Consider the following 25,104-nt stretch of genomic DNA (forward strand, 5'->3'; position numbering starts at 1 on the left):
AACTTTCCTCATTCCCTAAGACAGGTTTAATAATAATGATTCTCATTTCGTAGTCAACAGTTAAATGAGAAAAAATCTCATTTATTTTCACATTGCTTTAATGAAATGCACTCTAGATTCTCGAAGATTTACTTTTTCTTCAAACTTTTCAATGATATAGCCATTTCTCAATAACAAGCGAAGCATAGCCGGAAACTGGTTTCGAGATTTCACTTTTAATGTGTTGTAGCCTTGTTCTGCCACCCAATCCTCTTGAGCTTCCAAAAGCAGTTGTGCCACGCCTTCATTTCGAGCTTCAGGGACAACACCACCTAACCAGCTATAGAAAACACCATCCTCTAATTCGTAACCTATTTTGAAGCCGACAATCGTGCCATTTTTTTCTGCAACGAGGATTAAACTGTTTTTCTCTTCTAAACGTTGAGTCATGGAGTCTACCGTTTCTCCTTTCGAAAACTCGGTAACACGCGCCACAACTTGAAGTGCTTCTTCCAATGTGCCTTCACGAATCAGCATTGTCATTGTTCTCTTCTCCAAAATAAAAATACCCAAGCACCTTGGATTGTTACTGTTGTAATCCGCCTGAGGTTACTTGGGTATATACAGACGAACAACTCTTGTTGGTCTGGTATTTCTCACTGAGCGATAATTACTCTTCTGTCGCTTCCGGAGTACGATTTAGGTGTTGAGCAGTTTGTGCATTCTCTTCTGCCAACCACTCAGCAACGTCTTTCGCAAAGTACGTTAAGATGCCATCTGCACCTGCACGTTTGAAGCACAATAGTGATTCCATCACAATTTCACGCTCTTTGAGCCAGCCATTCATGATCGCCGCTTTATGCATCGCGTACTCGCCAGAGACTTGATAAGCAAATGTCGGTACTTGAAGTTCAGTTTTTACTCGGCGAACTACATCTAAGTATGGCATACCAGGTTTAACCATCACCATGTCCGCACCTTCATTGATGTCTAGCGCCACTTCGTGAATCGCTTCATCAATGTTTGCTGGGTCCATTTGGTAGTTTTTCTTGTTGCCGCCTTTTAGATTTGAAGAAGAGCCAACCGCATCACGGAATGGTCCGTAGTAGTTCGATGCGTACTTAGCCGAGTAAGCCATGATTTGAGTATGAATGTAGCCCGCGTTTTCTAATGCTTCGCGGATCTTACCAATTCGGCCATCCATCATGTCTGAAGGCGCGACTACGTCAGCACCCGCTTCTGCATGAGACAAAGCCTGCTTAACCAATACTTCTGTGGTTTCATCATTCATTACGTAGCCATCTTCATCGATGATGCCGTCTTGGCCATGTGTCGTGAATGGGTCGAGTGCCACGTCTGTGATTACACCAATTTGAGGAATGTGTTCTTTAAGCGCTCGTACTGCTCGCTGAACCAAACCTTCTGGGTTGTAGGCTTCAGTAGCACATAAGCTTTTAGCGTCTTGGTTTACGACAGGGAAAAGCGCGATTGCTGGAACGCCTAGATTTGCAAGGTATTGTGCTTCTTCTAGCATTAAATCAATCGACAAACGCTCTACACCCGGCATGGACTCCACGCTCTCACGACGATCTTTACCCATAAGAATGAACATTGGGTAAATCAGATCATTAACAGAAAGTTGGTTCTCAGCCATCAAACGACGACTAAAATCGTGCTTACGTAAACGACGCATACGGCGTGCAGGGAATGGACCTTGAATTGATACAGACACCATTTTCTCCTTGTCTGGACGGTTATGATGATCAAATCATCTGGTGAACAAAATCATATCACTCTTGATGCATGTTGCGAGTGACAATCTGGAAAAAGGTAATGAAAAAAACTGAAAATGACCCAGCACTCACACTCAAGTATACTTCGAATACGAAACCAACTATGAAGCACAGAGAGTAACGATGATCGATACCCACGCGCACATCTATGCCAGCGAATTTGATAACGACCGCGATGAAGTAGTACAACGCGCCTTAACGCAAGGCATTAATAAAATCCTGTTGCCAAACATCGATCTGGACTCTATTGAGCCCATGCTACAAACCGAAGCGGCATATCCTGACGTGTGCCACTCAATGATGGGACTCCACCCTTGTTATGTGGACAGCAATGTTGAACAAACGTTGGAGATCATCCGCGGTTGGTTTGAGAAACACAAGTTTATTGCGGTGGGCGAAATCGGTATCGACCTGTATTGGGATAAAACCTATCGTGCTGAGCAAGAAATGGCGTTCGTAGCTCAACTTAACTGGGCAAAAGAGATGGACTTACCAGTCGTTATCCACACTCGTGATTCGATTGAAGAAACACTCACTTTGCTAAGACAAGAGCAAGATGGTCGTCTGCGTGGTGTATTCCACTGTTTTGGAGGCAGCTTAGAAGAAGCGCAAGCAATCAATGAGCTAGGCTTCCACTTAGGCTTGGGTGGCGTATCGACCTTTAAGAATGGCGGGATGGATAAAGTCATTCCACATTTGGATATGCAGTGGGTCATTTTAGAAACCGACTGTCCATATTTAGCGCCGGTGCCACACCGTGGTAAACGTAATGAACCAGCCTACACTTCTCTCGTTGCACAACGTGTTGCCGACTTGCGTGATGTCGACATCGCAACCATCGATGCCATAACGACTGAGAATGCCAAAACGCTGTTTAATATTTAATTCACGAGAATTGAAAAAAGCGACGAAATCAACGTCGCTTTTTTATCACCTAAACTATTGAATGAACGATTCAACCCGTTGAAATAGTAGAACAATCCATACAAAATTATTGATAAACATAATAATTAACTAGCAACTCTACTTACTTCTCATATCGTCACTTTACTTCGTCCGCTTTGCAAAACTGTCGACAACTCGACACATTATTTTTCTATACTGATTTACGCCCATTAATTAGCACAAATGTAAAACAGCATGAATATGGAAGTTGAAGTGTGTACACATGGTGCTTACTTACAACGCGTACCGCGCAGTTTTTTTCAAAAGCTGCTGGGCATCAAGGAAGTATACGTATGCACAAAATGTGGTTACGTCATGAAAGTTAAGTAATTAGCCCAAGAAAAAACCAACCGCAAAAAAAAGCGGCTCAATTGAGCCGCTTTTCACATCTAGATTAGCCTTATTCTTCGGTTTCCGCTTCTACTTCTTCGCTTCGACGAGTATAAAAACGCGCGAAGAACAAACCGACTTCAAACAGTAAACACATCGGAATAGCGAGTAAGGTTTGCGAGATCATGTCTGGTGGCGTTAACACCATACCTACGACAAACGCAGCCACTATAATATAAGGACGTTTCTGTCTTAAATCTTCTGGTGTAGTGGCCCCAGTCCAACACAACAAAATAATCGCAACAGGCACCTCGAATGCGATACCAAACGCCATAAATAGCGCCAGCACAAAGTCGAGATAACTCGAGATATCAGTTGCAAACTCTACTCCACCAAGAGAGATGGCGGTAAAGAAGCCAAACACCAATGGAAATACCACGAAGTAGGCAAATGCCACTCCACAGTAGAACAATAGCGAACTAGAGAACAGCAGTGGCATGATCAATCGACGTTCATGCTTGTACAAACCTGGCGCTACAAATGCCCACACTTGATACAAGATAAACGGCACCGCAATAAATACCGAAGCAATTAACGTCAGCTTAAGTGGCGTAAAAAAAGGTGACGCTACATCCGTAGCAATCATGGTCGCGCCTTCAGGTAGACGTTCTACTAAAGGTGCGGAAACAAACTCGTAAATGTGGTTAGAGAAATAAATTAGTCCGACAAACACGACCAACACTGCGAGGATTGAGCGCAGTAGTCGGTTGCGAAGCTCCAACAAATGACTAATTAAAGGTTGTGTCTGCTCGACGGTAGACATGGCAAACCTCTTATTAAAAACCAGATCAAAAAGGAGCTACCAATCACTAGTAGCTCCTCCTAATGAGACTATTCGGCTTTCTTATCTGCCGCTGTAACCTTGCTCTCTTGCGCTTTCTCTACCTTTTCTGCTGCTGGCTCTGTTTTTACAGGCTCAGCCTCTGAATCGGTGTTCTTTGCGTAAGGACGATTTACAGATTGCGCTGCCTTCTTCAACTCTTCAACTGAAGATTTCAACTCAGGGGACAAATCATCCATCCCCATTTGTTCTGCTTTGCGCAAGTTTTCTTGCAGCTCTTGGACTTTCAGCTCGTGTGACAATTCGTCTTTGACGCTATTTGCCATACTCTTAGCGGCACCGATAAAGCGAGACACGCTGCGAATAGCATGAGGCAAACGCTCCGGCCCAAGAACGACCAGACCAACAACAGATATTAATACCAGTTCCCAAAAACCGATATCAAACACGTTTTACGCCTGCTCTTTGTCTTTTTTCGTTTCAGGAGCAGCTTCTTTTTTCTGCTGCTCTTCTAGACTTTTTGGTTCGAAGTCTGCGTCTTTGTCATTTTTCGCAGGTTCATCTTCGCTCATCGCTTTTTTGAAGCCCTTAACGGCACCACCCAGATCGCCACCGATACCGCGTAGTTTCTTTGTTCCGAATAGCAATACAACAATTACAGCAATGATTAGAAGTTGCCAAACACTGATACCACCCATTCTCTTTACCTCGGGTCTTTAAACAAACAAAAATATTTCAAGAGTTTAACGTCTATTGACGATAAGCTCGCCAACTAAGCAGCCAAAATGTGACACCTGCGATACCGCAGGCCAACGAAAGCTGCTCAAAAGCATCGTTCACCAATATTGCCGAGCATACGACTAAAGTCGCGCCAACGCCAAACAAAAACTTTCCTGTCGCCTGCTGGCGCTTGCTCTGGCGATACCCTTGATAAAGCCGATCCATACGTTGATTCATCGCTTTACCTTGTTTCAGGCTATCGTAAAGTAGCTCTGGCAGTTCAGGTAATTTCTCTGCCCAAAATGGTGCGCGGTCTTTAATCGCATTCACTAGAGCTTGCGGCCCAACTTGATTCATCATCCATTCTTCCAGGAATGGTTTTGCGGTCTCCCACAAATCAAGTTGAGGATATAGCTGCCTACCAAGCCCTTCCACGTACAACAGCGTTTTTTGCAACAGTACAAGTTGTGGCTGAACCTCCATATTGAATCGACGTGCCGTGTTGAACAAATTCAACAACACATGACCAAAGGAGATTTCGCACAATGGCTTAGCAAAAATAGGCTCACACACAATGCGAATCGCGAACTCAAACTCATCGACATTGGTATCCGCAGGCACCCATCCTGAATCCACATGTAACTCCGCCACTCGGCGGTAGTCACGATTGAAAAACGCCAGGAAGTTTTCCGCCAGATAACGCTTGTCTTCGCTATTAAGTGTACCAACGATTCCGCAATCTAGCCCTATCCACATTGGGTTCTCTGGATGTTCGGGTTTGACGAACACATTACCCGGATGCATATCAGCATGGAAAAAGCTGTCTCGGAACACCTGAGTGAAGAACACACTCACACCGCGTTCCGCGAGCAATTTCATATTGGTGCCATTTGCTTTCAAGCCTTCAATATCAGAGACTTGAATGCCATATATTCGCTCAGAAACCATGACAGTTTCATTACTGAAGTCGGGAAAAACTTCAGGAACATACAATTCTTCGCTGCCCTCAAAGTTGCGGCGCAACTGAATGGCATTCGCCGCCTCACGTCGCAAGTCGAGTTCATCAAGCAGGGTTTTCTCGTACTCACGCACGACTTCAACTGGTTTTAAACGACGTGCTTCAGGCATCGCTCCGGCGACTATACGCGCCATTCGGTGCATCAGTTTTAGATCTGAATCAATGACTGGGCGAATATCTGGGCGGATAACCTTTAATACCACTTCTTGGTTAGTGTCTTTTATGCGCGCAGTATGTACTTGAGCAATCGACGCAGACGCCAGTGGTTTGATATCAAACTCGGTAAACCATTTTTCTAACGGACCACCTAATGCTTGCTCCATCTGCTTTTTTGCTAGCTCACCATCAAATGGCGCGACTTGGTCTTGAAGTAAAGCTAGGGGATCAGCGATATGCGGAGGAAACAAGTCACGGCGCGTCGACATCATCTGACCGAACTTAATCCAAACCGGCCCCAGCTCTTGCAGTGCTAAACGCAGACGTTCACCGAGTGGTTTTTCTGGGTGCTTGTTCTTAATCCAAAACAAGCTTTTGCGCAGTAAAAGCGGAGCTTTGGTCAGTTGATGATCGGGAAGCAGCTCATCTAAGCCGTATTCCAGTTGTACTTTGGCGATGTGGTATAAGCGCTTTAGTTCTGCTGGCGTCATGGTTTCTCCAATGCAGGCTTATCTGCATCCAGCTTATTCAGCAAAGCCGTTAAACGAGCTTCAATGCGAGAAGCCTGGCTGCGAACCTCATCAACTTGGTCGCAGAAATAGGCCACTTCTAACGGAGCGGGAGCCAGTTTCCATTCTTCAGTCACTACTTGCGCAAGATGACGCTGGTGTTTTTCTGCTTGAGACGCAAGAAAGTTGCCGATGTTTTTTGAACCTTGCACAAAGGTATGTGCGGCGACATCGCCAGTCACGCGAGACAACCACTCTTCAACATCTGGTTTGCAATCCACCATCAACTGAGAGAATTTCTGCGCCAATTGAATATCGCCTTCGAGTTCAAGTTTATCTTGTTTAATAAGACGAGTGATGTTGGCCTGATCGCGCAGCTCTGGTAACACACTCAAGTTGAGCGATAGATAGCAGTTAGGCTGCCCTTCGTAATGACCGAGCACATCAATTTGCTGACTAAAAACGAATGTCAGTGTTTTATTGATCTCTTTCAGGTGAACTTGAATAACTTGACCTTTTAGACGCGCTAAACGACGGCCCAATGCAGGGTCGTCTTTGATCAGTGTATTCAGTGACGTTTCAATCACAGCGGTGATAAGTGGTTCAAATGGCATGCCGTTAACCCTTAGAATTTATAACCGCGATGCAAAGCCACAATACCACCAGTTAAGTTGTAGTATTTGGTGTTTTCAAAACCTGCGTCTTGCATCATGCCTTCCAGCGTTTCTTGGTCTGGATGCATACGGATTGACTCCGCTAGGTAGCGGTAACTCTCTGAGTCATTCGCAACTAGCTCACCGATTCTCGGCAACAAGTGGAATGAATATGCGTCGTATACTTTCGATAACGGCTCTAGCACTGGTTTTGAAAATTCCAACACCAATAGACGGCCGCCTGGCTTCAGTACGCGGAACATTGAACGAAGCGCTTTGTCTTTGTCTGTCACATTACGCAAACAAAAACTGATGGTGATGACATCAAAATAATCATCAGGGAACGGCAGTTCTTCTGCGTTGGCTTGAACGTAATGCACGTTACCCACAATACCGTTGTCACGCAGTTTATCGCGACCAACGTTAAGCATTGAGTTATTGATATCGGCAAGGATGACATGGCCTTCATCGCCAACAATGCGCGAGAATTTCGCCGTCAAATCCCCCGTACCACCACCTAGGTCAAGAATACGCTGGCCAGGGCGAGCGCCACTACAATCGATAGTGAAGCGCTTCCAAAGGCGGTGAATACCACCTGACATCAGGTCATTCATGATGTCGTATTTTGTTGCCACGGAGTGGAATACTTCGGCAACCTTAGTCACTTTTTCGTCTTTTGCCACTGTAGAGAAACCAAAGTGAGTGGTTTCATTCTCTAACGCTGTATTGGATTGCAAACTTGTGTCCGTCATTCTAATTCCTCTTAGGCAGCGCTTTCCTCTACGGGGCGTTTGTTGACAAATAAAATCGCCCACTGCACTGCGGGCGATTAGTTTACTTTATCCTCAGCCGGATGTCTTTCTACTAACGGGTCATTTTCTGAAAATGCATCACTCTGCGCTAACTGCGCGAGGTCGGAAGAAATCGGTCGTTTAATTTCAACTCCCAAGTGTTTAAAGCTTTCGGCTTGACGAATCACATTTCCGCGCCCTGTGGCAAGCTTGTTCATCGCACCTTGATAGCTTTGATTCGCCTTATCCAGCGCACCACCGAGCCCCTCCATGTCGTCTACAAACAATCGTAATTTGTCGTAGAGTTTTGTCGCACGCTGCGCAATCATTTTGGCGTTTTCATTTTGGCGTTCATTGCGCCATAGATTATCAATGGTGCGCAATGCCACCAGCAACGTTGTTGGGCTCACCAAAATGATGTTTTGCTCCATCGCGTCTTTGATCAAACTTGGATCGGCTTGAATCGCGACTTGGAACGCCGGCTCAACCGGGATAAACATCAGAACATAGTCCAAACTCTGAATACCTTTGAGTTTGTGGTAGTCCTTCATGCTTAACCCTTTGATATGTGCACGTAGAGCGGCTAAATGCGCATTCAAAGCCTGATCGCGCTCAGCATCAGTTTCGGCGTTGAAGTAGCGCTCATAGGCAACCAGCGCCATTTTAGAATCCACAACCACTTGTTTGTTTTGTGGGAGATGAACAATGACATCAGGTTGGTAACGCTTGCCTGCTTCATTTTGTAAGTTCACCTGAGTCTGATATTCGTGCCCTTCACGCAAGCCAGATTCGGCAAGTACCCTAGCGAGCACCACTTCGCCCCAGTTACCTTGTTGTTTGTTGTCCCCTTTCAACGCTTGGGTCAAATTAACTGCTTCGCGCGTCATTTGCTCGTTCAAACGTTGCAGGTTTTTCAGCTCATGCACTAAGGTATGGCGCTCTTTAGCTTCTTGGCTAAAGCTGTCATTAACGTGCTTTTTGAACCCTTCTAACTGTTCTCTAAGCGGTGACAACAAGCCTTCTAAACTCTGACGGTTTTGCAAATCGACCTTCGCGGTTTTTTCTTCAAACAGTTGATTTGCCAAGTGCTCAAATTGTTGTTTCAAGCGTGCTTCCGCTTGTTCTAAAATTTGCAGTTTTTCTGCATTGGCTTGGTTAATTTGCTCATGGCGAGCTTGCTGTTCACGCAGTTGCGTTTCTAGACGTGATTTGTGTTCACGCATTTGACCAAGCTCATCGAAGTATTGCTGGCGCTCTTGCTTTACGGCCTCGAAGTAACGCAGTTTTTCCATAGCTGCCATCAGCTTTCCGTGCGTTTGACGCACTTCAAACGCGGCTTTATCGCGCTCATCATCTAATTCATCCAACTCTTGCTGGGCATCGGCAAGGCTTTGCTTGACCTGTTCAAGTTGCTGTTGATGAAGCTGTTTTTCTGAAACAAGTTGTTGCTCGAGAAGCTGAGTTTGGGTGATAAAACGCTGTTTCACCCACCAACCGGCAGCGACACCACTAAGCGTGGCAGCACAAAGAGAAGAGAGAATGAGAGATTGGTACTCAAGAATCCATTGCATAATAGCGAGTTAGCCTGTGTTTTGTATCTATAACAATGGTATTTAGACACTGGATAAATGTCCAGTTTGTTGGATGAAAAATCCTCGCATACACTAGGCCTTCCTATAATATTCTTTCTTCCGCTCAAATTATCCAAACCGAGCGGCACATCATCACGCAGAGGCATCATGAACGAGCGTCGCGCCCTAGGATTTGGGCTCTCAGCAGTATTACTTTGGTCTACCGTTGCAACCGCATTTAAACTCACGTTGGCAGAATTTACGCCGATTCAAATGCTATGCATTGCCAGCATCGTCTCTGCGATTGCGCTAACAGTAATCTGTGGTGTGCAAGGTAAACTGGGCCAGTTAAGCGCTACATTTTTCTCAAACCCTTGGTATTACCTACTGCTTGGGTTGATTAACCCTTTGGCGTATTACGTTATTCTGTTCAAAGCATATGACTTGCTGCCCGCATCTCAGGCTCAAGCGATCAACTACAGCTGGGCCATCACCTTAACGCTAATGGCCGCTGTTTTCTTAGGACAAAAGATCCGTGGTAAGGACTGGCTGGCTTGCGGTTTTAGTTATGTCGGCGTGATAGTGATTGCCACACAAGGCAATCTTTTAGGCATGGAATTTGAGAGCCCGTTGGGTGTTGGTCTTGCGCTGCTATCAACGCTGCTGTGGGCCGGTTACTGGATTTTAAATACCAAAAATAAGGCCGACCCTGTGGTTGGCGTTCTGCTCGGCTTTTTGGTCGCTATTCCATTCACCATTGGTTTAAGTCTTTATGAAGGTGCGAACTGGCAGATGATCTCAGCTAAAGGCTGGGCAGCGGTGACGTATGTCGGACTGTTTGAAATGGGGATCACTTTCGTTTTGTGGCTGAGCGCACTCAAATCAACGCAAAACACCGCGCGTATCAGTAATCTGATCTTTGCTTCTCCATTTATCTCACTCATGTTGTTAGCTACTATCATCGGCGAAGAAATTCATCCTTCAACCTTGATTGGCCTGGTGTTGATCATCAGTGGCTTAGTCATTCAGCAAGTCTCATGGGGCAAGAAAACCAAAGCGGTAAACGCTTCTTAATCACCTATCAAAAGCCCTAAAAAACGATGCAATAAGTTGGATAAAAAAGAGATATAGATAACATTTTAATGATAGAAAGCACTTTACGCTGCTAGGATTTAGCTACGCGTTGGATACGATACTCACAAAGCCCAATAGCTTACGCTAGATTCTAATATAATTACCTTTGGGCGATTTAGGACTCGTTATTAATTATGTTTCGCTTCGCTATTCCTTCGCCTTTGATGGCAGACTGGCAACACGTTCTGCGACAATGCTGTGATGTAACTCAAGCTCAGGGACAGCTTTATACTCTGAGCGATACTCAGCAGTGGCTATCGACTGAGGTGTCCACCTCAACCCAAAATCATCGTGCTATCGTCGATGTGATAACGCAAGTTGTCGATCACTTTACGCCGACAGATTTTACAGTTAGCCATACCCCTTTTGAAGAGCAAACCTTGAGCATAGGACCGATTTGGCTACCTAATGGCGAATTGCTTGCCGTACTGACATTGACTCACCCTAATGATCAATCGACGGTTGTTTCGGCATGGCTAAGCGCAATCGCGGGGCGGATCAGCTTTGATATCAACTTGCACTGTCAGCAAGAACAAACGCGACATCAAAGCGCGGAAATAAAGCCAACACCAACACTACAAGAGTTTATCGACTGCCTTGAAGACCACGTATGGATAAAAGGCATGGATGGCCTTTATTCGATGACCAACCGAAGCGTAGAAAACGCGTGGCAAAAAACCAACAGTGAAATCATTGGAAAAGACGATTTTGCCCTGTTTAGCCATGAACGTGCGGAAAAATTCATTGATGCCGATAAATTGGTGGTAGCCACTGGCACGCAAAATATTGTTGAAGAATGCCGTCAAATTGATGAAAAAAATAACCCCACTTGGTTAGAAACCATTAAGTCTCCTGTCCGTGATCATGCGGGAAACTTAATCGGCATTCTGGGGATGACACGTAACATCACCCGCCGAAAAATGGTAGAAACGCAGCTCTCCTTAGCGTCCCAAATTTTCAACAATTCGCAAGAAGGCATGGTCATTACAGACCGCAATGCCAACATCATTGATGTAAACACGGCTTTTACCCAAATTACAGGTTACCGCTCTGAAGAGGTGATAGGAAAAAACCCACGAATTCTGCGCTCAGGCCATCATGATCAAGGTTTCTATCAACAGTTGTGGCATCAACTCGAAAACAAAGGCCAATGGAAAGGCGAATTCATCAACAGAAAGAAAGATGGCAGCATTTATCCGCAATTAGCGACCATTAGCGCCGTAATGGACGATAAAAACCACCTTATTAACTACATTTGTGTGTTTGAAGATATCTCTGTGCGTAAGGCACACGAAGAAAAGCTGCAGCGCATGGCTTTTTACGATCCATTAACCAATCTACCTAATCGCACCCATTTACTCAGCTTACTCGAACAACACATCGAAACCGGACACAAAAACCAGCAGACGTTTGCCACCCTATTCTTAGATATCGACCATTTCAAACACATCAACGATAGCATGGGCCACTTCTGTGGTGACCAATTGCTGTCTAAGTTAGCGATTCGTCTGCAAGATGTGCTTCACCTCAATGCGCATGTGGCTCGCATTGGCGGCGATGAATTTGTGATTATTTTGCCAGACATCCATAGTGATGTTGCCTTACTGGAAACCGTCGGCGATATTCTAAGCGTATTCCAGCAACCATTCGACTTAGCAAATCACGACTCACTTCGTGTCTCGACCAGTATTGGTATTGCCTTGTACCCAAGAGACGGTCAAGACAGTGAAACCTTACTGAAAAACGCAGACACCGCGATGTACTTAGCGAAGAAAAATGGACGCAACGGCTACGCGTTTTACTCACCGGATTTGACCGATAAATCCGTATCCCATGTACGCATTCAATCCGCTTTGCATCAAGCAATAGAAAAACAACAACTCCGGTTAGAATTCCAACCGCAATACAATTTGGAACAAAATACGATTGTCGGCGTGGAAGCTTTATTGCGCTGGCAGCATCCAGAGTTTGGCCTTGTACCACCAGCAGACTTTATTCCAATTGCAGAAAAAACAGGGCTGATTCAAAGCATTGGTGAGTGGGTGTTACAACACGCTTGTTTGCAAGGTAATGCTTGGCTGGACCAGGGCATCGAGTTTGGCAAAATCGCCGTCAATGTTTCTGCGTTGCAGCTTCAGCAGTCAAATTTCATTCAGCGATTAAGTACTATCCTCGATAACACCGGATACCCTGCCCAACGGTTAGATTTGGAGATCACAGAGAGCTTTTTACTGATCGACCCTCAACAAGCCATTGCATCGTTAAATCAATTACGAGAGCTGGGTATTGAGATTTCTCTGGATGACTTTGGAACTGGCTATTCGTCTTTGTCTTACTTGAAAGGTTTGCCAATCAACAAACTGAAAATTGACCGCTCATTTGTCAGTGATGTCCCAAGTAATAGCGACAGCAACGCGATTGTGAATGCCATTATTGCCATGGGAAAAACGCTGTCGTTGAAAGTCGTCGCGGAAGGGATAGAAACTCGGGAACAAGCCGATTATTTATTCGAAAAAGGCTGTATTTATGGTCAGGGATATTTATTTAGTCAGCCAGTGAGCGCTGAAAAACTGTTTCGTTGAACCAGCTTGCTCCTCAAGTCACTCTCGCGGTGCCACGTCCGCGGAGGTGATTTGCTTTGCTTGATTTTGGGTTGATTGGCATAGCTCTAGGCGATCAACCAAAATATTGATACAAACCAGTAACGGCACACCGATCAATAGTCCCATTCCGCCCCAAAGCCAGCCCCAAAAAACAAGCCAAACAAAAATCACTAACGGGTTTAAGTTAAACCTTTTCCCCAATAGTGTTGGTGTAACAAACTGACTTTCAATCAAATTGAACAGTAAATAGATAGACACCACCGTCAGCATAAAACTGACCGACTCCAACTGAAGATAAGCAACAAAGCCAAAGCTCACCACGGATATGACAGGGCCGAGGTACGGCGCAAAATTCATCACGCCTGCAAATGCGCCCCATAGAAATGGATCTTCAAGGCCTAGAACAAAAAACACGGCCCCAACACTCAACCCCAGCCCCGCATTCACTAAAGTGATGGTGCCAATGTATCGAGATAGGTCTTTCTGTAGCGCTTTGACCAACTCAATCGCTTGGCGCTGTTTGGCGAACCCATGTAAGTAAGACACTGACTTTCGAAATAAGCTTCGTCCATGATTGAGCATAAAGTAAACCATAAACAGCACGATCATCGCTTGTGTCAAAATCGTCGGCGTAGTGGTCGCGAGCGTTTTTACCAAAGAAAATACGGTGTTGTTCCCGACCTCATCCATACTCATATCGTTGGCGATATTCAATGGAGTATTAAGGTGATCAGCCGAAGCTTTAGTCACTTCACTCACTTCTTGCGACACATTTTTCACGATACTGGGCAGCTCAGACCACCATTGCTTGGCGGGCTCCGACATGGCGGCAAGACCAATAATTGAAGCGCCAACGAGGAATGACAGCGTCAACACGACGGTAATAGCACGTGGTAAGCCTTTGTCTTCAAGATAATTAATGAAAGGGCTGCACAGCAGAGAAATAAAGGTGCTAAGCACAATAGGTAACAATATTGGCTTGGCAAAATACAGCCCTGGGACGAGTAACAGGACGAGAAGCGTTGCACTAATCGCAGTGTTGGCAGGAATGTTCAATTTCGCTGTCATAATAAGCTCAGAATCGGTAAGAAAATTTGCGGTGAAATCCGCTATTAGAGTGGTTCGCCCTCTGTCGTCGCAGCGTTGCTTACTTGTGTTGCTGCATTTCCATTTTGCTCCGCATCTGACTCATCCAGAGAAGCTGCCGCGACCGGCTTTGTGAGCGAATCGGTAATATCAGACACGCTGCTAACCAATAGCCCCATTGACGAAATAGAAGAAGTCAGTCGAGACAATCGACCTGCTTTTGCTGCGGTAACGGCAACGACAGCACTAATGCCTAATGTCGTCCAAGGGTTTTCTCTCACAAACTTCTTGGTGGTAAACGTGAACATTTCCATCGACAAACAGCATTGCTCTAGAGACGCTTTACCTTCCATCCGCTTGATCCGCATGGCTCGATTGAGCTTTTGTAGCGAGCGCATCCCACCCCTCCTGTAATTGTTCTGTCGTATTTTTGAATCCAAGAAATCCAACTAAACGCTTCTGCCACCAGGCTAAAGCAAATAATGCCAAGCCTAATGATGTGATAAATACACCCACGGCAACATATACGTTGGCAGTTAACTGATAAGCCACCACCCCAGAGGCAAGGCACAAACTGAATACGAACAATACCGACAATAGGGTAAAAACAACGGTACACAGCAAAATCTGACGCACTGCGGACACGTTAACTTTCATCTCCAAGAGGAACAAATCCAACGTTGAACCTGACCATACTTTTAGCGATTTCGTCAGTTGGTCCAATTGCGCAAGAATGCTGCTCAAACCATTAATGGTCTGTTGGATGTCCTGTTCTTCGGCCCCATCAGGGGCTCGACCGCTGTCTGAAGCCGCCGAGCCTGATTGCTGATTGGTAACTTGCCCTGAATTATTCATGTGAAGCCTCGCCCTTCTGTTGTGTGGCTTAATCCTTGGTGACCACTATTATTTGATCAGCTTCGAAACCGCCCAACCAGCAAGGAAGGCACAACCTATGCTCAGCAATGGTCGCTCCTTGATTACATTCTCTGCCGACTTAGTCGCCTGCTGAACTTGCTGCGCACCGACATCCAGCTTCTCTTTGGCTTGGTCTTTCATCGCGCCAACGGCTTCCGTCGTGGCTTGCTCCGCTAAGTGATATGCTTCTTCTAACTGCTCTTGAGGTTTTACTGTGCTTTCTTTTGTAGTAGCCATAACTAGCCTCCGTTAATGAGTTGAATAGTGAATCAAGTGAAACAATGTTTGACCTCACTTACTCCCTACAAAGCCATATCCATGCCATGATTTTAAGTTATTGTTTTTTATTGATTTTATTTTTGTTTCGATAAAAAGCCATATCTGTACGTGTAATTCTTTCCAGGCTTTCCCCGCCATTCTTGTAATTTTTTCTTAGCGCCTTACCGACTGTTAGCAAGTTATTGCAAAACAAGATATTAAGTCACTGATTAATAAGACTTAAAGTTCATTGGCATACAACCTGCAACTGAAGATGAAACATCGTGTTTGTATTCCATACGCTCAAACACCCCTATCACCAGTAAATAAGGAGTGGCATATGAAAAATGAAAACATCGCCTCAATCATTGAGCTTATCGAAAGCGGAAATGAAATTTACAACAAGGCCATCGAGAACATCGACAACACTTCTTTGAATAATGTGTTGGTAGAACTGCTCAGAGTACGTGAGCGTGCAGTCATTGAGCTCACTCCCTACTCTCTAGCAAGTAACAATGAAGAATCTGCCGACGACACTCCGGTTTCCTACACCATCAAGGCGCGTGAGGTCTACAGCGACGTGATGAAGGAAGTGTCCTCTGACAAAGAGTCTATGTATTTAGAACAGCTTGAAGGTGTCGAAAGCAAGGTACTCAAAGAGATTGAGAATTTGATTACTTCCCACCCAGAGCAGGCGGATAACTCGGTTCTGCTGAAAGTTCGTAGCGATATAAAAATCTGCAAAGAAAAACTCAGCAGCATCAGCCTTATTAGCTAAAACTTGGTGGTCGCCTTTGCAATAAAGCTCGGTATTGAGCAAAGAAATGGCCAACTTGCTTTGGCCATTTCTGACAAGCCCACAGGCGCATTAACATAACCATCACGAGAAATGTCCCACGACAATAGTCATAAATAAAGAGGTCACTATGACATTGGATAACAATCGAGTAAGGGAGCTACTCGTAAAAATGACACACCATCGCCAAACGTGTTTGCCTCTCGTTAACCCGCAATCACATATGACACTCGCAAGAGCGGCATATCGATTCGTGAAAATAGAAAAAGTGATGATCAAAAAGATGGCGAAGCTGTTTTTCGACCAAGATGGTGAACAATTCATTGCAGAAAATGCCACCGAATACGGCGTTGCCGAGCTAGGTAATTACAAAGAAATGCATTTTATGAATAAATTACTGTTAGATGATTTAAAAGCCCTGCTTAGAGCCATTGACGACACCAACTTAACCGCACTTGTTTCTTATTGGTTAGCTGCTTTACAAGTTGAAAACGATGAAATTGAAAAGCACTTGCCTCAGGGTGAGTAATTATACTCGCCCTTCTTTCTTCACTTTGTTTAACCCTCATCCCCAATCAACCTAGTAAAAGGGGCAGATAGAAAAAAGCCGCTGCATCTACGCAGCGACCTTAATAGCCTTTTTACGACGCACACCAAATCATCAAACAACACAGAAAAAGCGCCATGTAGAATACGAAGCAAATGGCGCGTTATCCGCGGATTATCTGTGTTAAAGCGAAGCTGATTTACGTCTCTGGCTTGGAACAAATACGTTCAATGACTTTGGACGCAGCTTGATTGCCAATTGCTCATCAGAATACAGTTCACCATCAATCACATACTCAATCGGTTTATTCGCAGAAATAGTGACGCTCTGAGCCGTCGCGTATTGAAAATGTGTCGATTCTTCCTGTGCGCCTACGCTCGTTAATGTCAGATCCGACAAGGCGATAAGACGTCCGCCTAAAGACTCGGTGTTATCTAAATATGTGATATGCAGCTTGCCATCATCAGGCTGCGGCGCATCACCACCTTGGGCAAGCAACGTACTAAATGGAGCGATATTCGCAACGACAAAACTATGGACTTCAAGCGTTTGTGTATTATTGTCGTGATTTCCATCTTCAGTGGGAGCGTCTAACGAAACGGTTAAAGCTTGCGTTTCTTCCGCCACTACAGCATTAAAAAAGCCAGTGAGGTAAGCGAGTTGTCCAAAAACATTTTTCTCTTCTCGCTGAGCGTGCTCGATCATTTTCTGTTCTAGCCCAATGCCTAAGACCAATAAAATAAGCCGCTGATTACATTCCGCAGTATCAATACGTTGGCAGTGTCCGCCAAGCAACGCTTCACACGCTTTTTCGACCGGTGAGAATTTTGCGCCAACGCCATAGAGCACATGACATAACGCATTGGCAGTTCCGAGCGGAACAATACCGAGTTTGAGGTCGGTATCCACCAATTGGCTCGCCACCTCTGTTACTGTGCCATCGCCACCAGCTACGATGATTTGCTTAGCTCCACTTTCTTTTGCCTGTTGTGTTAGCTGCTCGGCGCTGAGGTTTGTGGTGGTTTGATGAATACTCAAGCGATATTTTTTGGTTAGTTCACGAATCAAGTGCTGTTCGTTTTCCTCCCATTTGCCGCCACCTGCAACAGGGTTAACCACCATCCAAGTGGATTGATCCAGCCCCAGTACGCCTTTTTCACTGATCGCTCGTAACGTCCTAATCTGTAATTTATTCAATCTCGCGGTACTGCGTACGTCATTGATTTTTTTCATCACGGATTCAACCGTCAGTGACGGGTCTTTGCTTAATAAATACGCCGCCACAACAAACACTGAACGACCACGCCCTAACGCACAATGCACAACCACTGCCCGCGAGCACGAGATTTGAGTATCAATCCAGTTAATCGCATGGCGAAGGCGCTCTAGCGTCGGGGCTTTGTGGTCGAGTACCGGAATCGAAAGGTAATGAAACTGCTTGTCGGTCATCGCACTTTCAAGGCCTGCAAATTCTGCGGTGACATCGACAATACAAGAGATTTCATTGGATTCGAGAAAATCTAAGTCACTCTGAAACAAACGGCGAGATAGGTATAAATTGTCGCTGACTTTTTGGATTGGAGGCACTGTATCACGCCGTCTTTCCCAGGCGTTATACGCTCTAGCCCCCAATAGAAATGGGATGAATGCCCAGCGAATCCACCTGACAATCTTGCCATCTTGGTTTTTTCTAAAAATAGAGGGAATGTCGAATACGTAGGCTACGCTGACCAACGCTAAAGAAAGAGATATCCACAAGAACAGCAAACTAACGATAATTTGAGGCGTATATATAGCGGCCAATAAACTGATCAGAGCGCCAAGAATATAATATTTGATGATAAACATTCGCTCTCCTTGCCTTCAGCGAGTGCACTTTTTAGTGGAAGTTAGAATACGCGGGGGATTGAGCTTGGATACATGAACTTGAGTAAACGCCTTGATTGAGTGCCTTCCCGTGCCGAAATGGCACGAAAAGGTCCAACACTCTACCTAGCTTGCCATCTCTTCAACATAACCATCCGCTAGTTTCATTTTCTGCTTATCGGTCATTACCTTGCCGGCTAACTGGAAGAAACGCTGTTCTTCTTCCTCAAGATGGTGCAACACTTTGTGACGCAAGGTTTTCATTAGGTTGAGCCACGCTGGCGAGCTCATATCGGTTGCATCAAGCTGTGCAATCACTTTATCAATTTCATGATGCTCTGCGATGCCATGGCGAGTGAGATCAATGGTCTTATCGCTATCTATTAAAGGCGCGTAGAAAAACCGCTCTTCTGCCGCTGCGTGCTGTTCGAGTTCCTCTTTAAGGTTATGGTAAAACTCTTCACGAGCGGGGGAATCTCCAGACGTTTCCATCAGAGCATCGAGTAAAAGGCGTTGCTTTTCATGACTCTCTTTCAGTACATCAAATATGTTTTTCATCTTTGACTCCTTATCTGATTGTAAACAATTGGGACAAAAGGAAGGGCGGTGATTGACCGCCCCTCTCTTACATAGCTATGCGTAAAAACCTAACCTGATTCGGCTAACAGTCTTGGTCTTCAGCGTTTAGGTTTTCTTTAATGTTTTCACATTCATCTTCAATCGCATTTTGGGTTTCTTCGGCGGCTTCATCTATCTTTTTGCCGGCCTGTTCCATTGGCCCTTCTTCACTACAAGCTGCCAACGCAAACACCAAACCGAATACTGCGGCGATACGGTAAATAAATGACGTAAGTCGCATGGAATCTCCTATCTATTTACGTTTTTTCTTCCCAGCAGAACAATCACTATTGATACAATTAATGACAATAGGAATAGGTAAAATATCACTTGCGCGATAGAGGCAGCAGCTCCTGCAATACCGGTAAAGCCTAATAGTGCAGAAATTAGTGCCAGTGCCAGAAAAATAAACATCCAACGAACCATAGTGTTACCTCCTAATAAAAGTGGGTTAAATCACTCGGCTCGCTATTATTGAACCACTTCTAGCTTATCAATCACCTTATTTACGTCATTGGTGTTATTTGCAATTGAAATTGCAAGATCATGCTCCGCATCTGAATTAACTTTACCTGCCAACGTTACCGTTTTGCGTTCTGTCGTTACATCAATATCCGTACCACTCACATTGGTATCCATTAGTAGGCGCGTTTTAACTATAGTCGTGATTTTAGAATCGGTCAGTGTAGCTAAAGCTTCTGAATCAGTTTCTTTCTTGCCTTCATTCACTACTGACAATTCGTTGTTTACTTTTTTCACACCATCAAGACCAGTAACAAGCTCTTCGGCAAGTGATTTTTCAAGATCATTGTTTACCGAACCAGAAAGGGTAACGACCTGATTCTCAACATCGGTATTGATATCAAAAGAGTTGAGATTGCTGTTTAGCAGTAGTGTGGTTTCAGCTTTACCATCTAGCCAAGCGTCCATGGATTCTTTTTCCCATTTATCACTCGCTAAGACTGCTGTAGATGAAGTAGCAAGAACTGACGTAAGTACAATTTTAGCTGCGATGTTATTCATGGTAATTCTCCTTTATTGACGTTGCACTTCCCTAGGAGCAAACCATGTGCCAACTTTATAACTCATTGTTTTTAAGTGACTAATAAAGGAAAGAGGTAAAAATGAGATGAGCAATAAAGTATAAGCATGAATTATTTACACGTAAAAAATGTAATTTTTAATCGGTGATAAAGCCTCCGTCACTTGTGCCTAAATAACCTGATAAAACAGAAAGGCTATTTCTCCAGAATCAATTAATAGCAAAATTATTATTTTAAAAATAAAAATCTGAACAAAAGGAAATATCTACTGATGGCTCTCACCGATATATATCAAAAAGGGGCTAACAACATAAAAATACCGAACAAATCCTTAAATCTATGCTGACAATATTTTGTCTTGTGAAGTGAGAATAATCCACGTACATTGTTTCTGTCATAGTAAAGAGGACATTTCTATGTCGATGCCAAGCCTGTTTCTAAGAATACAAGATCCATCACTTAAAAATGCCATCGCTTCTTGCCAGGAACTGAACAAATTTCGTCTGCATGACATCGATGCCGCAGACCAATGGATTGAAGATTTCCTACAACTCAAACCGGAAGTTGCGATTGTTGAAGTCGCCCACTTTACTAGTGCAGATTATCAACGTCTTTCTAATATCGAAGACATCTACGATATGGACTTGATCATCATTAGCTCAGGCGCTCCAAACGAGAACTTGGATAAGCTGATGAACTTGGGTGCTATTTTTCACTACAGAAAGCCCGTTGATATTGCCATTCTGACGGACACCCTGGGCGAAGTCAGCCAGTACTATCAACACAAACAAGATCAAGGGCGTAAAGTGTCCACCAGCGATCTTGACCAATTTGGTCTTTTGGTCGGCTCTTCCTCTCCGATGCATCAGCTCTATCGTATGATCAGGCGCGTTGCTAAAACAGAAGCCAACGTCCTTATTGTCGGTGAAAGTGGATCAGGCAAAGAACTGGTGGCGCAGACCATCCACTTAGCGAGTGAGCGTAAACAACAGCCCTTTATAGCGATTAACTGTGGTGCCATTAGCCCTGAATTGGTTGATAGTGAACTGTTTGGCCATGAGAAAGGCGCTTTTACCGGAGCAAATAAAACTCACCAAGGTGTATTTAAGCAGGCAGAGGGCGGCACCCTATTTTTAGATGAAATCACCGAGATGCCTATCGAGCATCAAGTGAAGCTATTGCGGGTGCTAGAAACCGGAGAGTATCGCCCAGTTGGCAGTAATACGGTTCATATCGCTAATACTCGCATCATTGCTGCTACAAACCGTGATCCTAAAATCGCCATTGAGGAGCAGTTCCTGCGTGAAGATCTGTTTTTCCGCTTATCGCATTTCCCATTAACGATACCGCCACTGCGAGAACGAGGCGGTGATATCGTAGGTCTGGCCAAGCACTTTATTGCGCACCGCAACGCCAATGAGGCAAAAACCAAAACGATTCTTGACTCTGCGATCCAAAAAATCGCTGCACACGACTGGCCAGGTAATGTCCGTGAGCTCAAACACACGATCGAGCGTGCATTCATTTTGGCTGATGACACCATCCGAGATGAACATCTTATCTTCGACACACCACCATTGGAAACAGGCACCAGTATCGAAGACCTTGTTCCGGCGGGCGTTTCGCTAGAAGAGCTAGAAAAAGCCGCCATTCTCAATACCCTTGAAGAGAATCAAGGTAATAAAACGGAATCAGCGCAGGAGTTAGGCATTAGCGTGAAAACGCTCTATAACAAACTCGAAAAGTATCAAGACGAGTAACTCGCTATGGGAATACAAAAAGAGCACTGACTTTTATTCAGTGCTCTTTTTGTATCTTATCTTTTATGCAGTTAGGCTGCGTTTGGTGTTTGATTAAACCCACTGCCCCGCAACAAAGCCGCTCGACCAGCACCACTGAAAATTGTAGCCCCCTAGCCAACCAGTCACATCCATCACTTCACCAATAAAATAAAGCCCTTTAATGTCTTTGCATTCCATGGTTTTCGAGGATAAGTGATCAGTATCGACACCGCCGAGTGTCACTTCCGCAGTTCGGTAGCCTTCGGTGCCATTCGGGGCGATATCCCAATGCTCTAGACGCTCCACAATCGCCGCAAGCTCCTTTTGATTGAACTGTTTTAGCGGTTTATCGACTAGCTCTTTACGTTCAATTAAGACTTCAACCAGACGCTTAGGCAGCACTTTGGCAAGCGTATTCTTGAGTGACTGATTTGGATGCTTCTCACGACTACGTTCTAATAACTCAGCAACATCATCGTTTGGCACAAGATTGATCAACACCTTTTGTCCGGCCCGCCAGAATGAAGAAATCTGTAACACTGCTGGACCAGATAACCCACGATGTGTGAACAACAGGGCTTCTTTGAACATGGTGCCATCTTCAGCCGTAATTTCCACAGGTACCGCGATACCAGATAACTCAGCAAAGTCTTCTTTGTCTTCTTTATGCAGAGTAAATGGTACAAGCCCTGCCGTGGTTGGGATAACTCGAAGACCAAATTGTTCCGCGACTTTATAACCAAATGGTGTCGCTCCCAGTTTTGGCATCGACAAGCCACCTGTTGCGATAACTAAAGACTCACATTCGACAATCTCAGTGCCAGCATGCAAACGAAAGCCTTCATCAATTTTTTCAATCGAATGAACATCGCATTGGTAACGCTGCTCGATGTTCGGCATGTCACACTCAGCTAACAACATCTTCACGATATCTTTGGCCGTAAATGCATCGACACAAAACAACTGGCCGTGATCACGCTCTTCGAACTCAATGCCATGTTTACACACCATCGAGATGAAATCCCAGTTAGTGTATTGGGAGAGCGCCGACTTAACAAAGTGCGGGTTTTGACACAAATAGTGATTAGCTGAAACGTCGTAGTTAGTGAAGTTACAACGACCACCGCCCGAGATAAGGATTTTACGTCCTGGCTTTTTAGCATGGTCGAGCACCAAAACACGGCGGCCTCGCTTGCCTGCTTCTGCAGCACACATTAAACCTGCTGCGCCTGCGCCAATTACAACAACATCAAATTTCTTACTCATCGGTAGCTCTTAGACTGATTGGTATCGAATCAAAATAAAAAAGGATGTGCACATTGCACATCCTTGCTTTCTAGGCGCGACATTCTACCGACAAATACCGAAAGGGAAAAGCGCTTAAACTCTAAGCGCTCTGTATGTCCGTAAAATCTCAGACAGAACAACTATCTAGATTATTGACTCTTAGAGAATGAAGGCTGCAAGTAGCGTCACGCCGAGCAACGCGGTCGATAGAACAAACAGTTCACGCACTCTTTCACACTTACCAGTAAAAATTTCATCGTGGTGATGATGATATTCTTTACTTTTAATGTAGTGATACAACCGCACCTGCTTGGTGACATTTCCATGAGTGGTAAAAAAACCATTACCATCAACTTGCTGATATAACAGCGGGTGCGCTTCACGCATGATATAAATTAGAGAACGAAGAGCGGTGAGATACCGGACCATATTAACTCCAGTTACCACCATTAGCGCAAATAAGATTGTGTCTCCACTGATCATCTTTTCCTCCCTACATCTTCAACAATGCTCAAGAGAAAAAGACGATCAACACTTCGTCTTTACCCGCTACTTACAACGTCCCAAAACGCGTTTACGCAGCTGGAGCATCCATGATTGAAGATGAACCTTCTTTCGCCATTTGTGCTAGATCTTTGTCAATGAAGAACAACGCTTTACCGTCTTCACCTACCAGTTCGATCTTATCTAAAATCCCTTTAAACAACTTCTCTTCTTCGTGCTGTTCTGACACGTACCACTGTAGGAAGTTAAACGTTGAGTAGTCTTGGCTAGTAAATGCAACGTGCGCCAGTTTGTTGATTTTTTCCGTGATCATTTGCTCATGTTCAAATGTCTCGCGAAAAACGTCACCTAGGCTCGCAAAGTCATGCTTTGGCGCATCAATAGCGCCTAAGATTGGCATTGAGCCAGTTTCACTCACGTAAGTGAATAGGCGTTGCATGTGCTCCATTTCTTCTACGGCGTGAGCGCGTAAAAATTCAGCCGCACCTTCAAAACCTTTGTCTTCACACCAAGCACTCATTTGTAAGTATAGATTGGATGAGAAAAATTCTAGGTTAATTTGCTCATTCAATTGTTCGACCATAGTTTGAGACAGCATGTTAACTCCTATTATTGTGCATGCAATATACCCAAGTAACCTCGAAATAAGTGACGCTGCGAGAATAGCTTGGTCTGGCAGACACGGCGAAGTTTCACTTCAACTCTAGTCAGTAACACTACGCTTGTTTCAGCATATCAAAGTCACTTGGGTATAACGCCACTATAACATGATTACTGAGACAAGACTTTGTACCTACGGCACCGATATGAGATCACTTCAGCAAATTTTTTTTGGGGTTGGTGCTAATCTAAAACTATGACCTTACAAGGAGATAGCAATATGAGTTACAAACACATACTTGTGGCAGTCGACCTTTCAGACGACAGTAAAGTGTTGATTAAGAAAGCCGTATCACTGGCTAAACCTCTGGATGCGAAAGTCTCTTTTATTCACATCGACGTGAACTACGCAGAACTCTACACCGGGCTTATCGATATCAATATGGCAGAAGCGCAACATCAAGCAATGGAAGCATCGCGCACACAATTGGCAAACTTCGCAGAATATGCGCAATACCCAATTGCCCATACTTTAGTCGGTAGTGGCGATTTGAGTAATGAGCTGTGCGATACTATTCAAGACTACAGTATCGATTTGGTGGTTTGTGGTCATCACCAAGATTTCTGGAGCAAGATTCTATCTTCGACTCGACAGCTTATTAACTGCTCACCAGTCGATATGCTGGTCGTACCGCTAAAAGACTGATTGGCGCAACGATAAAACTTGGTTAGACTGCGGGCACATTTGTTGTTGATAAAG

28 protein-coding genes are annotated in these 25,104 nt (G+C 44.6%); 7 read left to right on the forward strand and 21 right to left on the reverse strand.

What is annotated here, in order from left to right; translation table 11 throughout:
- Window positions 1–87 precede the first annotated feature (87 nt).
- Both R8O70_RS04680 and hemB read right to left on the reverse strand, forming a co-directional pair.
- Window positions 88–522 (reverse strand): GNAT family N-acetyltransferase, encoded by a 435-nt coding sequence (locus tag R8O70_RS04680; RefSeq protein ID WP_005379245.1) that lies wholly within the window; start codon window positions 520–522, stop codon window positions 88–90.
- A gap of 127 nt (window positions 523–649) precedes the next feature.
- Window positions 650–1,711: a porphobilinogen synthase gene (hemB, locus tag R8O70_RS04685; protein ID WP_031777176.1), complete on the reverse strand. Its 1,062-nt coding sequence runs from the start codon at window positions 1,709–1,711 to the stop codon at window positions 650–652.
- 184 nt (window positions 1,712–1,895) lie between these two features.
- On the opposite strand from hemB, the gene R8O70_RS04690 reads away from it, so the two are divergent.
- On the forward strand, window positions 1,896–2,657 hold the full coding sequence (locus R8O70_RS04690; RefSeq protein WP_137281629.1) for a TatD family hydrolase: 762 nt from the start codon (window positions 1,896–1,898) through the stop codon (window positions 2,655–2,657).
- A gap of 460 nt (window positions 2,658–3,117) precedes the next feature.
- On the opposite strand, the gene tatC is transcribed toward R8O70_RS04690, so the two are convergent.
- The 7 genes from tatC to rmuC all read right to left on the reverse strand — a co-directional run bounded on the left by tatC (window position 3,118) and on the right by rmuC (window position 9,306).
- Window positions 3,118–3,870, reverse strand: a complete 753-nt coding sequence (gene tatC, locus R8O70_RS04695; protein WP_005379234.1) for a twin-arginine translocase subunit TatC — start codon at window positions 3,868–3,870, stop codon at window positions 3,118–3,120.
- A 68-nt stretch (window positions 3,871–3,938) separates the two neighbouring features.
- Window positions 3,939–4,337 (reverse strand): Sec-independent protein translocase protein TatB, encoded by a 399-nt coding sequence (tatB, locus tag R8O70_RS04700; protein ID WP_033905892.1) that lies wholly within the window; start codon window positions 4,335–4,337, stop codon window positions 3,939–3,941.
- Between the two features lie 3 nt (window positions 4,338–4,340).
- The gene (gene tatA / locus R8O70_RS04705; protein ID WP_005382958.1) at window positions 4,341–4,586 is read right to left on the reverse strand and encodes a Sec-independent protein translocase subunit TatA; all 246 of its coding nucleotides are present in this window, start codon (window positions 4,584–4,586) and stop codon (window positions 4,341–4,343) included.
- 52 nt (window positions 4,587–4,638) lie between these two features.
- A complete protein-coding gene (gene ubiB, locus R8O70_RS04710; protein WP_258645026.1) occupies window positions 4,639–6,273 on the reverse strand; it encodes a ubiquinone biosynthesis regulatory protein kinase UbiB in 1,635 nt (544 codons plus the stop codon).
- A complete protein-coding gene (locus tag R8O70_RS04715; RefSeq protein WP_005379213.1) occupies window positions 6,270–6,905 on the reverse strand; it encodes an SCP2 domain-containing protein in 636 nt (211 codons plus the stop codon). The genes ubiB and R8O70_RS04715 overlap by 4 nt, the downstream gene beginning before the upstream one ends.
- An 11-nt stretch (window positions 6,906–6,916) precedes the next feature.
- Window positions 6,917–7,696, reverse strand: a complete 780-nt coding sequence (gene ubiE / locus R8O70_RS04720) for a bifunctional demethylmenaquinone methyltransferase/2-methoxy-6-polyprenyl-1,4-benzoquinol methylase UbiE (protein ID WP_005379210.1) — start codon at window positions 7,694–7,696, stop codon at window positions 6,917–6,919.
- Between the two features lie 77 nt (window positions 7,697–7,773).
- Window positions 7,774–9,306 (reverse strand): DNA recombination protein RmuC, encoded by a 1,533-nt coding sequence (gene rmuC, locus R8O70_RS04725; RefSeq protein WP_005379209.1) that lies wholly within the window; start codon window positions 9,304–9,306, stop codon window positions 7,774–7,776.
- 168 nt (window positions 9,307–9,474) lie between these two features.
- On the opposite strand from rmuC, the gene R8O70_RS04730 reads away from it, so the two are divergent.
- Window positions 9,475–10,380 (forward strand): DMT family transporter, encoded by a 906-nt coding sequence (locus tag R8O70_RS04730; RefSeq protein ID WP_318184060.1) that lies wholly within the window; start codon window positions 9,475–9,477, stop codon window positions 10,378–10,380.
- A gap of 194 nt (window positions 10,381–10,574) precedes the next feature.
- A complete protein-coding gene (locus R8O70_RS04735) occupies window positions 10,575–13,022 on the forward strand; it encodes an EAL domain-containing protein (RefSeq protein ID WP_318184061.1) in 2,448 nt (815 codons plus the stop codon).
- An 18-nt stretch (window positions 13,023–13,040) separates the two neighbouring features.
- On the opposite strand, the gene R8O70_RS04740 is transcribed toward R8O70_RS04735, so the two are convergent.
- From R8O70_RS04740 to R8O70_RS04755, 4 genes are read right to left on the reverse strand one after another with little or no spacing between them, the layout of a single operon-like run.
- On the reverse strand, window positions 13,041–14,111 hold the full coding sequence (locus tag R8O70_RS04740) for an AI-2E family transporter (protein ID WP_318184062.1): 1,071 nt from the start codon (window positions 14,109–14,111) through the stop codon (window positions 13,041–13,043).
- A gap of 44 nt (window positions 14,112–14,155) precedes the next feature.
- The gene (locus R8O70_RS04745; protein WP_005379200.1) at window positions 14,156–14,482 is read right to left on the reverse strand and encodes a hypothetical protein; all 327 of its coding nucleotides are present in this window, start codon (window positions 14,480–14,482) and stop codon (window positions 14,156–14,158) included.
- Window positions 14,472–14,984: a hypothetical protein gene (locus R8O70_RS04750; protein ID WP_033905884.1), complete on the reverse strand. Its 513-nt coding sequence runs from the start codon at window positions 14,982–14,984 to the stop codon at window positions 14,472–14,474. The genes R8O70_RS04745 and R8O70_RS04750 overlap by 11 nt, the downstream gene beginning before the upstream one ends.
- 48 nt (window positions 14,985–15,032) lie before the next feature.
- On the reverse strand, window positions 15,033–15,281 hold the full coding sequence (locus R8O70_RS04755; RefSeq protein WP_005379196.1) for a hypothetical protein: 249 nt from the start codon (window positions 15,279–15,281) through the stop codon (window positions 15,033–15,035).
- A gap of 361 nt (window positions 15,282–15,642) precedes the next feature.
- Between R8O70_RS04755 and R8O70_RS04760 the strand changes: the two genes are divergently transcribed.
- Both R8O70_RS04760 and R8O70_RS04765 read left to right on the forward strand, forming a co-directional pair.
- On the forward strand, window positions 15,643–16,080 hold the full coding sequence (locus tag R8O70_RS04760) for a DUF2383 domain-containing protein (RefSeq protein WP_213893893.1): 438 nt from the start codon (window positions 15,643–15,645) through the stop codon (window positions 16,078–16,080).
- Window positions 16,081–16,228: 148 nt separating this feature from the next.
- The gene (locus R8O70_RS04765; RefSeq protein WP_005379193.1) at window positions 16,229–16,627 is read left to right on the forward strand and encodes a hypothetical protein; all 399 of its coding nucleotides are present in this window, start codon (window positions 16,229–16,231) and stop codon (window positions 16,625–16,627) included.
- A 201-nt stretch (window positions 16,628–16,828) separates the two neighbouring features.
- Here R8O70_RS04765 and R8O70_RS04770 read toward each other — a convergent pair whose 3' ends face one another.
- From R8O70_RS04770 to R8O70_RS04790, 5 genes are all read right to left on the reverse strand, one after another.
- A complete protein-coding gene (locus R8O70_RS04770; protein WP_062730778.1) occupies window positions 16,829–18,493 on the reverse strand; it encodes a diacylglycerol kinase family protein in 1,665 nt (554 codons plus the stop codon).
- A gap of 144 nt (window positions 18,494–18,637) precedes the next feature.
- Entirely contained in the window at window positions 18,638–19,069 is a 432-nt protein-coding gene (locus tag R8O70_RS04775; RefSeq protein ID WP_005379185.1) for a hemerythrin domain-containing protein, read from the reverse strand.
- Window positions 19,070–19,172: 103 nt separating this feature from the next.
- A complete protein-coding gene (locus R8O70_RS04780; RefSeq protein ID WP_005379178.1) occupies window positions 19,173–19,370 on the reverse strand; it encodes a hypothetical protein in 198 nt (65 codons plus the stop codon).
- Window positions 19,371–19,378: 8 nt separating this feature from the next.
- On the reverse strand, window positions 19,379–19,555 hold the full coding sequence (locus R8O70_RS04785) for a DUF1328 family protein (protein ID WP_005379177.1): 177 nt from the start codon (window positions 19,553–19,555) through the stop codon (window positions 19,379–19,381).
- 45 nt (window positions 19,556–19,600) lie between these two features.
- On the reverse strand, window positions 19,601–20,152 hold the full coding sequence (locus tag R8O70_RS04790) for a BON domain-containing protein (RefSeq protein ID WP_005379174.1): 552 nt from the start codon (window positions 20,150–20,152) through the stop codon (window positions 19,601–19,603).
- Window positions 20,153–20,588: 436 nt separating this feature from the next.
- Between R8O70_RS04790 and R8O70_RS04795 the strand changes: the two genes are divergently transcribed.
- Window positions 20,589–21,932 carry a sigma-54 interaction domain-containing protein gene (locus tag R8O70_RS04795; RefSeq protein WP_258477647.1) on the forward strand — a complete coding sequence of 448 codons (1,344 nt, stop codon included), beginning with the start codon at window positions 20,589–20,591 and terminating at the stop codon, window positions 21,930–21,932.
- A 93-nt stretch (window positions 21,933–22,025) separates the two neighbouring features.
- Here R8O70_RS04795 and R8O70_RS04800 read toward each other — a convergent pair whose 3' ends face one another.
- From R8O70_RS04800 to ftnA, 3 genes are all read right to left on the reverse strand, one after another.
- A complete protein-coding gene (locus R8O70_RS04800) occupies window positions 22,026–23,219 on the reverse strand; it encodes an NAD(P)/FAD-dependent oxidoreductase (protein ID WP_149192280.1) in 1,194 nt (397 codons plus the stop codon).
- 180 nt (window positions 23,220–23,399) lie between these two features.
- Window positions 23,400–23,723 carry a universal stress protein UspB gene (uspB, locus tag R8O70_RS04805; RefSeq protein WP_005379169.1) on the reverse strand — a complete coding sequence of 108 codons (324 nt, stop codon included), beginning with the start codon at window positions 23,721–23,723 and terminating at the stop codon, window positions 23,400–23,402.
- A gap of 91 nt (window positions 23,724–23,814) precedes the next feature.
- The gene (gene ftnA, locus R8O70_RS04810; protein ID WP_005379167.1) at window positions 23,815–24,342 is read right to left on the reverse strand and encodes a non-heme ferritin; all 528 of its coding nucleotides are present in this window, start codon (window positions 24,340–24,342) and stop codon (window positions 23,815–23,817) included.
- 282 nt (window positions 24,343–24,624) lie between these two features.
- On the opposite strand from ftnA, the gene uspA reads away from it, so the two are divergent.
- Window positions 24,625–25,050, forward strand: coding sequence for a universal stress protein UspA (gene uspA / locus R8O70_RS04815; RefSeq protein ID WP_005379165.1), 426 nt, complete (start codon window positions 24,625–24,627; stop codon window positions 25,048–25,050).
- The last annotated feature ends 54 nt before the right edge of the window (window positions 25,051–25,104 follow it).

The organism is Vibrio sp. 779(2023) (assembly GCF_033344285.1).
GTDB classification, from domain to species: Bacteria; Pseudomonadota; Gammaproteobacteria; order Enterobacterales; family Vibrionaceae; genus Vibrio; species Vibrio alginolyticus.